A 13182-nucleotide genomic window follows, 5' to 3' on the forward strand; every position below is an offset into this window, starting at 1 on the left:
GGGCAGGGAAGCGACGCCTACGGGGCGGCCGGCTTCGTCAGGTCCAGCGCGTACCAGTTGTCGCAGCCGAAGTGCCCCGTCTTCCCCATGGGGGCGCAGAGCGGCGCGAAGCCCAGTCGCCGGTAGAGCTTCTGCGCCTGCTTCATCCCCGCCAGCGTCTCCAGGTAGCAGAGCCGGAAGCCCGCCTGCCGCGCGAAGTCCAGGCAGTGGCGGAGCAGCCGCTCGCCCAGCCCCAGGCCCCGGGCCTCGGGGAGGAAGTACATCTTTCGCAGCTCGCACACGTCCGGGGCCCCGCCCTCCAGCGGCGCGATTCCACCACCGCCGATGACCCGGCCCGCCCGCTCCACGACGAAGTAGCCGTGCCTGGGCCGCGAGTATGTCGCGCTCATCGCCGATACCTCGGGGTCGTGAATGGCGAAGCCGGGGCCGTCCGCGCCGAACTCCGGCATCACCCTGCGGATGATGGCCTCCACCGCCGCGTCGTCCCGAGGCTCGATGGGACGGATGACCGGGTCTTCCATGCTCGTGCTCATGGGAGCAGCAACGTTCCACAGCCCGCGCCGCGGGGCCAGGGGGATTCCGGGTGCGTTCCTGGCCTCGCACCGGGTGTGCAGCCGGGTGCACAGGTGACACCGGTGCGATGCACCTGGGGGCCGTGTTCCCGGGGAGGATGGTTTCCTACCGTTGGGATTCCGGGGCATCCTGGGTGGCATGTCCGTTGTAACGAGGGGGCGACATGTACTGCCCTGAATGCCGGCAGGAACGGCTCGGTAATGCGCGCGGCTGCGCGCTGTGTGGCACGGCGATGACCGTGCGGCCCCGCGCGGCCGTGGAAGCGGAGCTCGCGCATGTCCACTTCCTTCTCGACGAACTGAAGCGCTGGGACACCTCCGAGGTGCCGCGCAACGTCGCGCGGTTCATCTCCGAGCGGTACGAGCGCCAGGCCCGCATCCTCCTCTCCGTGCTCGCGGAGACGCCAGCGGAGGCCACGGGACAGGGCTCCGAGGCCCGGGCGCCGTCGGTGACGGGTGAGTCCGCGGTGGCGCTGGGGCCGGTGACGGCGGCGGGGGAGGGCGTGCCCGAGTCGCTCGGGGCGGAGGTGGCTCCGGCGCAGGCGGTGGCTCCCGAGCAGGTGGAGGCCGTTGCCTCCGCGCGGAGCGCCGAGGTCGCGGCGGAAGCCGCTAGCGCGCGAGCGGTCGAGAGTGGCGGAGCCGATGTTCCGGCGGAGGCCGTTGCCACCGAACGGGCACAGGCGGAGGGCGACACCCGGGAGACGGTTCCGGCGCATGCCGTTGCAGCGCAGGCAGGCGCGGAGACGGATGGCACGGGGGACTCCGCCGCGCATGCGGCTGCTGCTCACGCCGCGGATACCGCGCAGGCGGGTGATGCCCGTACTGGCACGGGGGCTCGTGGTGCCCGGGAAGGAGCGGCTCACGACGGTGCGTCGAGCGAGCCCGGCCCGCCGTGGACCGAGCTGCCGCTGCCCGAGAATCCCGCGGAGCCATACGCCGAGCCTCCCGCGCCGCGGAGCCTCACCGCGCGCCTCGTCGAGGAGACCTCCACCTGGAACCGGGTGTGGAGGCCGTTCCTCTACGAGAGCATCATGTGGTTCGTCGGTGCCTTCCTCATCCTCTCCGGCACCCTCTACTTCGTCTTCGAGAGCTGGGCGGGGATGTCCTCCAACCTCCGCTCGCTCACCGTCTTCGGCATGACGGCGGGTTATGCCGCCGGCTTCTCCATCTGGGGCGCGTTCCTCGCGCGGCGCGAGGCGCTGCGCAATCCCGGCAACATCCTCGGCCTCATCGGCGCGGCCGTCGCTCCGCTCGCGGGCATCGCGCTCGGACCCCTGGACCTGGGAGAGACACTCCAGTTCGGCGGCGTCGGTCCGGTGCTGCTCATCCCGGCGCTGCTCGGTTGGTCCGCGCTCGCGGCCTTCCTCGTCCGCAAGCCGGCGGACGCCTTCGACGCTCCCTCGCGCCCCTTCGTACAGGCCGCCCTCGCCGCGAGCACGTTGATGATGGGGCTCGCGCCGCTCGCCGCGAAGCTCGGTGGCCTCGCGCCGTGGCTCAACGTCCTGCCGTGCGCCTTGTTCTTCGTGCTCTCCACCCGTCCCACGGCCGAGCCTCGCAAGGGCACCGCGCTCGTCTTCGCCGTGGCCGCGCCGCTCTACCTGCTCGCCCTCTACTCGGTGCGCCTGCACGTGGCGCTGGTGGGCGTGGACCTGGAGCCCGCGCCGGGCACCTACGCTCCGTTCGTCGCCTTCCTGCTCGTCACCGCCCTGCGCTTCCGCACGCTGCCGCCGGAGCGCGGCACCGACACGCTCGCGCTCGGCGTGGCGTCCCTCCAGGTGGTCTGTCTCATCACCGCCGCCACCGCCCCCGCGCCTGCCCTCTTCTTCACCGCCGCCGTCATCACCTGGACGATGGTGACGCTGGCGCGCGGTGGCGTGGCCCGCCTGCCCTGGGTGTACGGCGCCTACGCCGGTGCGTACTTCTCCTATGCCTCCAGCTCGCAGCTCGTCCCCGGAGTGGTGAGGCGCTTCATCGACGGGCTCAAGGCGAGCCTCGGTTATCCCGTCGCCGACGCGCTGCCGCTCCAGTACGGCGCCCTGTCCGCGCTGCCCTTCGTCACCGCGGGCGCCGCGCTCGCGGTGTCCCGCCTGTGGCGCGGTGAGCACAGGGGCAACACGCGTGACACCGCCTTCGCGGAGGTGCTGCTGCGCGCCACCGCTGTCGCCAGTCCCCTGTTCGCCTTCTACGGAATGGCCGGCCCCGATGCGCGTCCGGCCTTCTGGAGCTCGCTCGGCCTGGCCGTGGTGTGCCTGGTGGTGGGCCTGCTGGTGGAGCGCTTCTACCTGACCGTCGTGGGCGCGGGGCTGGTGATGTTCCTGCCCTTCCATGCCATGGCCGTGCTGGGCGCCCCGGCCGCGTCCGTCGTGTCCGGCGTGCTGGGCCTGCTGCTCGCCGGCGTGTGCCTGCTGTGCACGCCGCGCACGTGCAGGCTGCTCGCGTCGTCCGTGGGTGTGCTGTCCACCGCGGGCTTCCTCATGGGCCTCTTCGGCACGGGGGGCGCGCTGGCCGTCACGGGCATGGCGCTCTGCGGTGCCGCCGCGCTCGTCGCGGCCTGGGCTCTCCAGAGTCCGGCGGCCATGGCGTACGCCGCCTTCCTCGCGGCGGCGGCCGTGCCCCGGCTGGCGGGCCTCGTGTCTTCGGACGCGGTGGCGCCCGCCCTCGCCGCCGTGGCGCTCGGGCTCGCGCTGCTGGGACAGCGCGGGGGGCTGGCGCGGATGCTCGGTGTGTCCGGCATCGTCTATGCGCTGATGGCGCTGCCTTGGGGTGTCGCTTCCAAGGTGCCGGGCCTGGGGTTGGTGATTCTCACCGCCGCGGCCTCCGTCGCCGTGACGTCGCGCACGTTCCGCATCGTGCGGCCGCTGGCGGTGCTCATCGCGGCGCTCGCGCTGCTGCCCGACTTCCAGGGGGGCTACTCGCCGTGGGGCGGGTGGATGTCGCCATCCCTGTCCGTGGCGCTGTTCGTCCTCTGGTCGCTGGGGGCGTCGCTCGCCGCCGCGCGCTGGGGGCAGAGTGCGAGTACCACCACCGCGGGCTTCGTGGCGCTGGTCTTCCCGCTGATTGGCGTCGCGGCCGACGGCCCGGAGAAGCAGGTCGTCCTCATGCTGGGCGTGGCGCTGGCGGCCCTGCTCACCGCGCGCGCTCTGCCCGCGGGCCTCAGTGTCGGTGCCTCCGCGCTGTATGCAGCAGCGGGCCTCTCCATCGCCGGCCCCGTGGCGCTCCTGGGCCTGGCCGCCGTGCTGAGCATCCTGGCCGTGCTGGAGGAGGTGCCCGCCGTGCTGCGCACCGGCGCGGGAGGTCAGCGCTTCGCCCTGGTCGCCACGCTGTCCGCCGCCATCGCGCTGGGCATGGCGGTGGCGGATTGGGACGACGCGGGCCTGCCGCTGCTCGTCGCGGGCACGGTGACGCTGCCGCTGCTGTGGACGCGCGCCAACCGCAAACCCTTCTTCGCCGCCCTCATGGTGCCCTACACCCTGGTAGGCATCGCCATGGTGGGCGGGAAGCCGCCGGCCTGGGTGAATGCGCTGCCGCTGGTGGCCCTGGTTGTGGTGCGCGCCGTGGAGCACTTCCCGGCCGTGGCTTCGCTGCTGCTGCGCTCGCGGGAGGAGAAGCACCGGCACGAGCTGTCCCTGTGGATGCAGGGAGCGCTCGCGATGGTGGCGCCGCTGCTGATGATGGCGGTGTGGCGGGCGCCCGTGCCCATGTACTTCCTCGCGGCCTCGCTGGCGCTGATGCCCGGGCCGCGCCCGTTCCTGCGCGTCTGCGGCTCCGCGCTGCTGCTCCTCTTCGTGCCCGAGGCGCGGCCCGCCGTCACCGCCCTGCTGCTGGCGCTGGCCCTGGCCGAGCACCACCGGCCCACGGCGCTGTGGGCCTTCTTCCGCTGCCCGCCGGACACGCACCTGCGGCTCGCGTCCGTCGTCTCGGCGCTGGCCCTGGCCGCGCTGCCCGTGCTGGACTCGCCCGAGCCCGTGCGCCTCGCCGGCCTGGCCGGCGTGCTGGCCGCCGCGGCGTTCCTGCTGTCGAGGCGCTGGCTGCTCACCCCCGCCGTGTGGGCCCTGGCCCTGGCGCCCGTGGGCCTGGACGGGACGAAGGACTTCCTGGAGTGGCGGCCCGAGGCGGGGTTGCCCATCATCGCCGTGGCGCTCGGCGCGGCGTTGCTCTCCGCCGCGTGCCAGTCCGGCCGCGTGCAGCGCGCGCTCACCGCCGGCTTCGCGCGCGTGCTGCCGGGTCTCGAGGGTACCTGGAGCGAGCCGCTGTGGGCCGGCGGCGCTGGCGCGCTCGGCCTGCTGCTGGTGGGACGGTTGCTGGACTCGGGCGTGGGCTCGCTGGCGCTGCCGGTGGCGGTGGGCGCCGGAGTGACGTCCGTCGTCCTGATGGTGACGCGCGAGCGGTGGATGGCCAACGTGGCCACCGTGCTGCTGGGGGTGTCGCTCATCGCCGCGGTGCCGCCGCTGTGGGCGCCCGCGGTGGTCAGCGGGACGGGCCTGGTGCTGTGTCTCGTGGGCATGGCGCTGGACGCGCGCGGCGTGCGCGTGGGCGCGGCGCTGCACCACGGCGGCTGGGTGCTGGCGCTGCTTTCACTGATGGGCCTGCGCGACCTGGAGCACGCGGGGACACCGCTGTGCATCCTCTTCGGCCTGGGGGCCGCGTGGACGGTGGTGCTGCGGCGCCGCGGGCGCGAGGTGGTGGGCTGGCTGGCCTCGCTCGCCGCCGTGCACGGGTGGCTCATGCACCTGGGGGCGGTGTACTCGTCCGGCCGGGGCTCGGAGTTCATCCTCCCGTACTTCGGCGCCGCGAGCGCGCTGCTCGCCGCGCTGGCGCTCTTCGTGGCGGGGGAGAAGCTGCGCCGGGGCGTGGGGCACGCCTTCACCGCCGTCGCGCTCGCCGAGGTGCTGCTGGGCCTGTCGCTCCTGGGCGCCCATGGGGACGCGCTGCGCGAGTCGCTCGTCGCGTCCGTGGCGCTGGCGGTGCTGCTCTTCGCGCTGGTGCGCCGCGCCGCCGTGGCGGGGGATGAGCGTTCCGCCTTCCTCGCGCAGGGCGTGCTCGCGCTGGGCTACCTGTCCGTGCGCATGCTGGGCATGGGCGCGCACCCGGACGCGGCGGACAGCCTCGCGGCCCTGGTGGGTGGCGCGCTCTTCACCGGGTTGTATTTCTTCGTGCAGCGCGAGGGCTCGGGGCTGGAGGCCTTCCGCCGTCCCGCGCTGGTGGGCGCGTTCCTCTTCCCGCTGGCCGGTCTGCTCTCCGCGCCGTGGGGCGAGCCGCTCTACGTGGCCGCCCTGCTGGTGGGCCATGCCGCGCACTTCGCCGCGCTGGGGACGCATCCGGCGCGCCGGGGCACGGCATCCCTGGCCTCGGTGGTGGCCTTCAACGCGGCGCTGCTGCTGGTGTGGCAGGGCACGGGCGCGGGCGAGCCGCAGTACTACGTCATCCCCGCGGGCCTCTCGCTGCTCGCGCTGCTGCGCGTGTTCCGCGCCTCCATCGAGGAGGCCACCTACGCGCGGCTGCGCGCCGTGGCCGTCACCGCCATCTACGTGGCCGGCGCGTGGAAGCCGCTCATGTTCAGCGACGGCGCCTCCATGCTCCTGTGCGTCCTGCTCTGCGTGGTGGGCGTGGGCTTCGGCATCGCGCTGCGCATTCGCTCCTACGTGTACCTGGGCACCGCGTTCCTGGTGACGTGCATCGCCGCCAACCTCGTGCGCTTCGGCATGAGGGACCACCGCATCGCCGCCGCGTCGCTGTTCATGCTGGGGCTGCTCGTCATCGGCTCCATGGTCATGCTCAGCGCCTACCGCGCGGCCCTGCTCCAGAAGTACGCGCGGGTGCGAGCCCTGCTCTCCACCTGGGAGGGGTGAGACGGAGAGTTCTTGGCGGCCCGCCCTGGACGTGGGATTGAATGCGGCCCCAATCATCCCCCCGGAGGATTGCTGTTGCTTCGCCTTCGCCTGTTCGCCGCCATCCCCCTGTGTGCTCTCGCCGGCTGTGCCACCGTGAAGACCCGCGCCGCGGAGCCTCCGGTGGCGACGGAGTCCACGGTGGCGGCCCCGGGTGGGCAGGGGGTGGTGCCTGCCGGGTCGCACTCCGAGGCAGGGCAGCCAGGCACGGTGACGGTGGTGGAGGAGGGACCGGTTCCGGTGGAGGGCGCCGCGCCGGCTCCTTCCGTGCCGGCTCCGGAGGCCGTGAAGGCTCCGTCGGCGGAGGCCGCGCGGGAGGAGAAGGTGCGGCTGGTGCCGGCGGGTGTGTTTGCCGCCGCCTTGCAGGCCGCGGTCATGGTGACGGGGCCCGCCAGCACCTCGGGGCGCTTCTGGGATGAGCTGCTCACGCCGACGGAGCTGGGGCGCTCCATCGTCAAGCGCTCCATCGAGTTGGTCGGTGCGCGCAAGCTCGGCCGCGGCGTGCCCAATGATTGCTCCGGCTTCGTGCGCCTCGCGTATCTCGCCGCGGGCATCGACCTGGTGGCCCACGGCTTCCTCGCCGGGGAGAACGCGGTCTCCGCCATCTTCCGCCGCGCGCTCGCCGTGGGCACCGTGCACCACCAGCCCCCGCGTCCGGGAGACCTCGTCTTCTTCCGCGAGACGTATGACCGCAACCGCGATGGCCGCCGCAACGACGGGATGACCCACATCGGCGTCGTCGAGAGCGTGGACGCCGACGGTACCGTCACCTTCATCCACCGGGGCGGCAAGGGCGTGGCGCGTGGGCGGCTCAACCTGTCGGCGCCCACGAAGCACCAGCTCGGTCAGGGGGGGCCTGTCCTCAACGACTACATCCGCCCCGCCGCCAAGGGTACCCGCGCCTACCTTGCCGGAGAGCTGTTCGCCGCGTTCGCTTCCCCTGAGGGGCTGTAACTTTCCAGCGCGGTGCCCATACGCGGCGTGGCTTTGAAGACAGCCGGCGCTGGGGCGTCATAGGCGGCATGCGAATCGCCCTGCTGCTTCTTGGTGGTCTGCTGCTTGCCCCTGGCTGCGTCGTTCACACGCGGCCCCTGCCTCGCCCGGCGCCCCGGCCGCAGCCTCGTCCTCCGCCCCCGCCTCCGCCTCCCTCGCGCCCGTCGGCCATGTCCTATGAGGAGGCCGTGGACCGGGGCTTCGGCGAGTGCCGCGCGCGCCGATACGAGTGCAAGCTCAAGGAAGCCCACCGCACCGGCAATGACGTGTGGAAGGTGAAGTTCCACGCCTTTGCTCCCGGCGCCCGGGGCAAGCTGCACCTGGAGTTCGACGCGTACTCCCGCAGGCTCCTCAAGGTGGACGAGAAGGTGAAGGCCCGTCGCGACGACTGGGACGATGACGACGACTGGGATGACGACGACCACGGCCACGGCCATGGCCGGGGACGCGGGAAGAAGAAGGGCCACGCGAAGCACGACGACTGACGTGTCACGTCCGCCCCGGCGTCCGCTGATGGGGTAGGTGTTCCCACGCCGCCCCACATGGCCCGGGGCGGGGCGCGCTGTTTCTTTCAGCGGGTGTCCGCGGATTCGCGCCCGGGTGTCTCCAGGGGGCGGTGTCATGACTCCCACTCCCCAGGTCGACCTCTCCTCGCTCTACCGGCGCCACGTGGCGATGGTGCGCGGCTGCGCGCTGCGCATCCTGGGCGAGCCCTCCGCCGCCGAGGACGTGGCGCAGGAGGCCTTCATCCGCTTCCTGCAGCACCGGGAGCGCAGCGGCGGCGAACAGGACACCGCGGCGTTCCTCTACCGCACGAGCACCAATCTCGCCCTCAACCGGCTGCGCGACGCGCGGCGCCGCAAGGGCCTGCAGGAGGCACACCTGCCGGACGCGGAGCCACACAGTCCCCACTCCCCGGAGGACGGGCTGGCGCTGCGCAAGGTGCTGGCCGAGGCAGACCCGGAGCAGGCGCAGATCGCCGCCTGCTACTTCATCCACGGCATGGAGCACGAGGAGATTGCCGGGCTGCTCGGCCTCCCGCGCCGCACCGTGGGCCGCCGGCTGGCGAAGTTCCGAGCCCACGCCGAGCACATGCTGCAAGGCGTCCGGAGAAAGGAAGCAGGCCATGGTGGCTGAGCCGTTCCCCAGGTCGAAGGTGTCCGCGGACTGCCTGTCCGGGTGGCGTGTCTCACAAGTGGTGCTCGGGCTGCTGCCCCCCGAGGAGCGCGCGCCCGCCGAGGCGCACCTCTCCGCGTGTGAGCACTGCCGGCGCAGGGTGGATGCGGAGCACGCCCAGGCACGCGCCGCGGCCTGCGAGCAGGTGCCCGAGCCGCTGCTCTCGGCGGCCGCGCCGCCCTCTCGTCCGGCCCCGCCGGGGTGGTTTCCGTGGAGGTGGGTGCCCGCCTTCGCGGCTGTCCCGGCGCTGGCGGTGGGGGTGTTCCTCGCGGTGCATCCCGTCTCCGGCGTGAAGCCTTCGGGAGAGCGGTGGAAGGGCAGCGCGTCGCTGGACGTGGCGGTTGCGCGCGAGGGGGCGCTCGTGGTCAACGGCATCCCCGCGGAGGAGCTCGTGGGGCTCCGGGCGGGAGACCGGCTGCGCCTTCGCGTGCGAGGCGCGGAGCCGGCCGCGTGGCTCATCCTCCAGGGAGACGAGGAAGGACAATGGACCCCGTACTTCGAGGGGCACGCGCCCCAGGGGGGCTGGCTGCCGATGGGCATCACCGTCACGCCGGAGGGGCGCACGCGGATGCGGCTGCTGACGTGCGCGGAGAAGCCGCCGCGCGGCGTGCCAGCGGAGGAGGTCTGCCGCGCGCGCGTCTACGACTGGGGCATGGCTGGAACGCCGTGAGCCGGCTGGCCGCGCTGGCGCTGGGCGCATGGCTGGCCGTGGCGCCCGCGGCCTCCGAGGCGAGCCAGGCGCGCTACGCGCTGCTGGTGGGCGCGCACAAGGGTAACGCGGACGAGCCCCGGCTGTACTTCGCGGGACGCGACGCGGAGCGGCTGCGCGAGGTGCTCGTCACCCTGGGGGACTTCCCGCAGGAGAACGTCACCGTCCTCACCGACCCGAGCGCGGACCGGATGCGCACCGCGCTGGCGCGGATGAACGCGCGCATCCGCGAGGAGGTGGCGCACGACCGCTCCAGCGTGCTGCTCGTCTTCTACTCGGGCCATGCGGACGCGGAGTCTCTGCACCTGGGCGGTACGCTGCTGCCGTGGGAGGAGCTGCGCAACCTCACCTCCGGCTCGGCCGCGGCGGCGCGGCTGCTGGTGGTGGATGCGTGCCGCTCCGGGCAGGCCACGCGTGTGAAGGGGACGAAGCTGACGGCGCCCTTCGCGCTGCCTCCGGACGTGGAGTCGCACGGGCTGCCGGAGGGCTTCGCCATCCTCTCCTCGTCCGCGGCGGGCGAGAGCGCGCAGGAGTCGGACACGCTGCAGGGCTCCTTCTTCACGCACCACCTGGTGGCGGCCCTGCGCGGCGTGGCGGACACCAGCTCGGATGGGCTCGTCAGCCTCGGGGAGGCGTACCAGTACGCCGCGGACCGGACGGTGGCGAGTACCGTGGCCACGGTGGGCGGCGTGCAGCACCCCACGTACCTGTATGAGCTGAAGGGGCGCTCGGAGCTGGTGCTCACGCGGCCGGGCCGTAGCCAGGGGCTGGCGGCGGTGCGGCTGGAGGACGCGGGGCAGTACTTCTTCCGGCAGGGCGGGCGTGATGGCCCGGTGGTGCTGGAGGCCGGCATCTCCCAGGAGGCGCGCACCGCGCGGCTGGTGCCCGGGGCGTACTTCGTCCAGCACCGCCTGCCGGACCGGCTGCGCGAGGCACGCGTGGTGGCCGAGGAGGGCAAGCCGCTGGCGCTGTCGCACGTGTCGTGGAGCGTGGTGGAGCTGGACCAGCTCGTGCGCAAGGGGGGCGGCGGGCGGTCCACGTGGACGCTGAGCGGGTGGGGCGGTGGAGCCGCGAGCCTGCTGGAGGGCTACCCCTTCTCACCGGCCGGCGCGGTGCAGGTGTCGCTGGACACGTCCGCGCTGACGTTGGATGCGCAGGTGGAGCTGGCTCGGGTGGGCTTCATGCAGGACCGGTTCGAGCGGCGGCTCACGTCCGCCGCCGTGCGGGCGGGGGCGCGCAAGGTGTTCGACGTGGGGCTGTTCTCCCTGTCCGGAGGCGTCCGGGTGGGGGCCACGTACGTGGACCAGCGCTTCTTCGGGCGCACCGCGCCGAGGAACTGGCAGGTGGTGCCGCAGCTGGACACGTTGCTGCGCGCGGACCTGCACCTGCCGCGTGGCTTCTTCGTGGGAGCGGAGGCTGGCGTGCGCGCGTCGAGGGTACGGGTCTTGTCGACGCTGGGGCGTGAGGAGGTGCGGACCCCGGTGACGCCGATGCTCGCGGCCGGCACGGGGCTGCGCTGGTGAGCCTGTCCGTGGCGCGTGGGTCGCGGGTCTCTTCCGCGTACCCGGTGCGCGGCGGTGGCCGGGCGGTCCGCGCGCCTGACCTGGATGGAGTGCCGTCATGAAGCTGAAGCGTTTCGTGGAGTCCCTGTTCCTGGCGCTCGCGCTCGGGAGCACCGCGGGTTGTGGTGAGGCGCTGCGGGACGGCTCGTACGGGGGCGAGGCCCGCTACGTGGTGCAGGGTGAGGTGAAGTCGCTGGCGCCCGCCGAGCGGAAGGGGACGACACGCGTCACCCTGGCCTGGGACAACTGGGCGCGCGAGGGAGACATCATCAGCTACCAGAGCGTGGAGCTGACCAGCAGGAACCCCCCGTTCGACTACGAGCTGCGCGTGGTCGAAGACCCGGACCCCGGCGTGCTCAATGACTTCCGGCCCGGCCTCATCGGGTTCGCCTACCTCTACATCTTCGAGGACCTGGACGGGGATGGAATGCCTGACGAGCAGGAATTCGACTGGGGCACCCTGCGCGGCATGGCGCGCAACCACGTGGTCATCTTCGTGCCCGAGCTCACCGAGGCGCTCAAGGCGTCACTGCGCGAGTGGGGGCGCATCGTCAACGTGGATGACCTGAAGCAGGGCTTCAACCTGGCGCGCGGCGTCTGCGTGGGGACGGATTCGACTTTCGATGACCTGCGAATCGTTCCCGACGAGCCCGTCACCGTCGCGGACCCGGGCGACGAGAGCGCGACGTCCTGCATCAACTATCACTGAGGAGCTGAGCGTCCGGCTCGTGGTCCGGCTGGCTCTCGTTTATTCCTGATACGAACCCAGGGGGCTGGACGGGTTGTTTGTTTCTTCGGTGACGGCGTTTTTCTGCTGCAACCCGTGACGGTTGTCTGGCGGCCAGAAAAAGACTTGACGTTGTGTGGTTGCTTGTTCACTGTGGAAGACAGTCAGACAACTGGCGGGCCGGCAGGAGCAGTTACAGGTGGAGGCATGGACGTGGTCCGTCCAGGACAATGGAGGGGCGTCTGCCCGTGCGCGGCCTATGTTCCGGGCCGTGGTGTGGGCTGGCATTGCGCTCCTCGTGCCGGCACTGGCCGTGGCCGAGGAGCGAGGCTCCCTCCCTGACGTGCGCGCCTCCGCTGTCCTGGGCGAGGCGCTCTTCTTCGATACCCGCTTGAGTGCCGATGGGACGGTGGCCTGCGCCACCTGTCACCGGCCCGAAGCGGCCTTCGCGGACAGTCTGCCCGTGACACCCGGCGTGTATGGCCGGGTGGGAACCCGCAATGCGCCGAGTCTGATTGGCGCGGGCAGTACCCGGGAGCTGTTCTGGGATGGGCGGCGTGGCTCTTTGGAGGAGCTGGTGCTCGACCCACTCACCACGCCCGAGGAGCATGGCATTGAAGATATGCCAGCGGTCCTCGCGTCGGTGCGAGCCCGGCACGCGTCTGGCTTTGCACGCGTCTTCCCTGGCGAAGGCGTGACGGAGAGGACGCTGGCGCAAGCACTTGCGGACTACGTCCGCACCCTTGCCCCGGCGCCCTCCGCCTTCGAGCGCTACCGGGCGGGAGATGCCGGGGCCCTCACTCCGGCTCAGCGCCGGGGCCTGGCCCTGTTCAGTGGACGCGCGGCCTGTGCCCGTTGCCACCGGCTGGAGGGGGACGCCCTGACGGACGGCGCGTACCACGCGGGAGAGGTGCTCCCGGAGCTCGCTCCCCGCCTGGCGGCCGCGGCGCGGGAGGTCTCTCGCATGGCGCCGGAAGCACGGCGGGCCGCGGTGCCGGCGCGCGTGGAGGTGGCCGCGCTGGGCCGCTACACGGTGACGCTGCGGACGGCGGATGTCGGCCGCTTCCGCACGCCTTCTCTTCGCAACGTGGCCGTGACGGCCCCCTACATGCACGACGGCAGCGTGGCCACGCTGGCCCAAGCCGTCGAGCGCGAGCTGTACTACCGGACCAGTGAGGGGCTTCGGGTAGGTGACCTGACGCCCGCCGAGCGGGCCGACCTCGTCGAGTTCCTCCAGGCGCTGACGAGTCCGGTGCTGCCTTCGGGCAGGCCGGCCGCGGCCTCTTCCCTCCCTTAACCCTGCTGACAACAAGGAGTTCCTCGTGAAGCGCTTCTCTTCGAGGCGCCTCCAGGGCCTGCGCGCGCTCTGGTGTGCCCTCCTTCTCGCCGCCTGCGGTGGTGAGAGTCCCCCTGCTCAGGAATCCCGGACGGGCACGGTGGCCCAGGCCACGGGCTCGGCCGACGCCGGGCCTCCCGTCCACTATGCCTATGACGAGGCCCGCCGGTTGGTGGCCGTCTACGACGGCATGGGGGGCAGTGCCCAGTACGTCTATGA

At 72.6% G+C, this 13182-nt stretch carries 10 protein-coding genes; 9 read left to right on the forward strand and 1 reads right to left on the reverse strand.

Translation table 11 applies throughout. The annotated features are described in order from the left end of the window. Positions 1-17: 17 nt before the first annotated feature. Positions 18-533, reverse strand: coding sequence for a GNAT family N-acetyltransferase (locus tag K8638_RS07585; RefSeq protein WP_223753754.1), 516 nt, complete (start codon positions 531-533; stop codon positions 18-20). A 203-nt stretch (positions 534-736) separates the two neighbouring features. On the opposite strand from K8638_RS07585, the gene K8638_RS07590 reads away from it, so the two are divergent. From K8638_RS07590 to K8638_RS07630, 9 genes are all read left to right on the forward strand, one after another. Then, the gene (locus K8638_RS07590) at positions 737-6421 is read left to right on the forward strand and encodes a hypothetical protein (RefSeq protein WP_223753755.1); all 5685 of its coding nucleotides are present in this window, start codon (positions 737-739) and stop codon (positions 6419-6421) included. Positions 6422-6496: 75 nt separating this feature from the next. Next, a complete protein-coding gene (locus K8638_RS07595; RefSeq protein ID WP_223753756.1) occupies positions 6497-7414 on the forward strand; it encodes a CHAP domain-containing protein in 918 nt (305 codons plus the stop codon). A gap of 209 nt (positions 7415-7623) precedes the next feature. Beyond that, the gene (locus tag K8638_RS07600; protein WP_223753757.1) at positions 7624-7938 is read left to right on the forward strand and encodes a hypothetical protein; all 315 of its coding nucleotides are present in this window, start codon (positions 7624-7626) and stop codon (positions 7936-7938) included. A gap of 136 nt (positions 7939-8074) precedes the next feature. Further along, positions 8075-8590 (forward strand): RNA polymerase sigma factor, encoded by a 516-nt coding sequence (locus K8638_RS07605; protein ID WP_223753758.1) that lies wholly within the window; start codon positions 8075-8077, stop codon positions 8588-8590. Beyond that, positions 8580-9299 carry a zf-HC2 domain-containing protein gene (locus K8638_RS07610; protein WP_223753759.1) on the forward strand — a complete coding sequence of 240 codons (720 nt, stop codon included), beginning with the start codon at positions 8580-8582 and terminating at the stop codon, positions 9297-9299. The genes K8638_RS07605 and K8638_RS07610 overlap by 11 nt, the downstream gene beginning before the upstream one ends. After that, the gene (locus K8638_RS07615; RefSeq protein WP_223753760.1) at positions 9296-10861 is read left to right on the forward strand and encodes a caspase family protein; all 1566 of its coding nucleotides are present in this window, start codon (positions 9296-9298) and stop codon (positions 10859-10861) included. The genes K8638_RS07610 and K8638_RS07615 overlap by 4 nt, the downstream gene beginning before the upstream one ends. A 97-nt stretch (positions 10862-10958) precedes the next feature. Beyond that, on the forward strand, positions 10959-11609 hold the full coding sequence (locus K8638_RS07620; RefSeq protein ID WP_223753761.1) for a hypothetical protein: 651 nt from the start codon (positions 10959-10961) through the stop codon (positions 11607-11609). Between the two features lie 361 nt (positions 11610-11970). Next, a complete protein-coding gene (locus tag K8638_RS07625) occupies positions 11971-12924 on the forward strand; it encodes a cytochrome c peroxidase (protein ID WP_223753762.1) in 954 nt (317 codons plus the stop codon). Between the two features lie 25 nt (positions 12925-12949). After that, on the forward strand, positions 12950-13182 hold a 233-nt coding region (locus tag K8638_RS07630), incomplete at its 3' end, for a hypothetical protein (protein WP_223753763.1).

Source organism: Myxococcus sp. RHSTA-1-4, from assembly GCF_020037125.1.
In the GTDB taxonomy this organism is placed as follows: Bacteria; Myxococcota; Myxococcia; order Myxococcales; family Myxococcaceae; genus Myxococcus.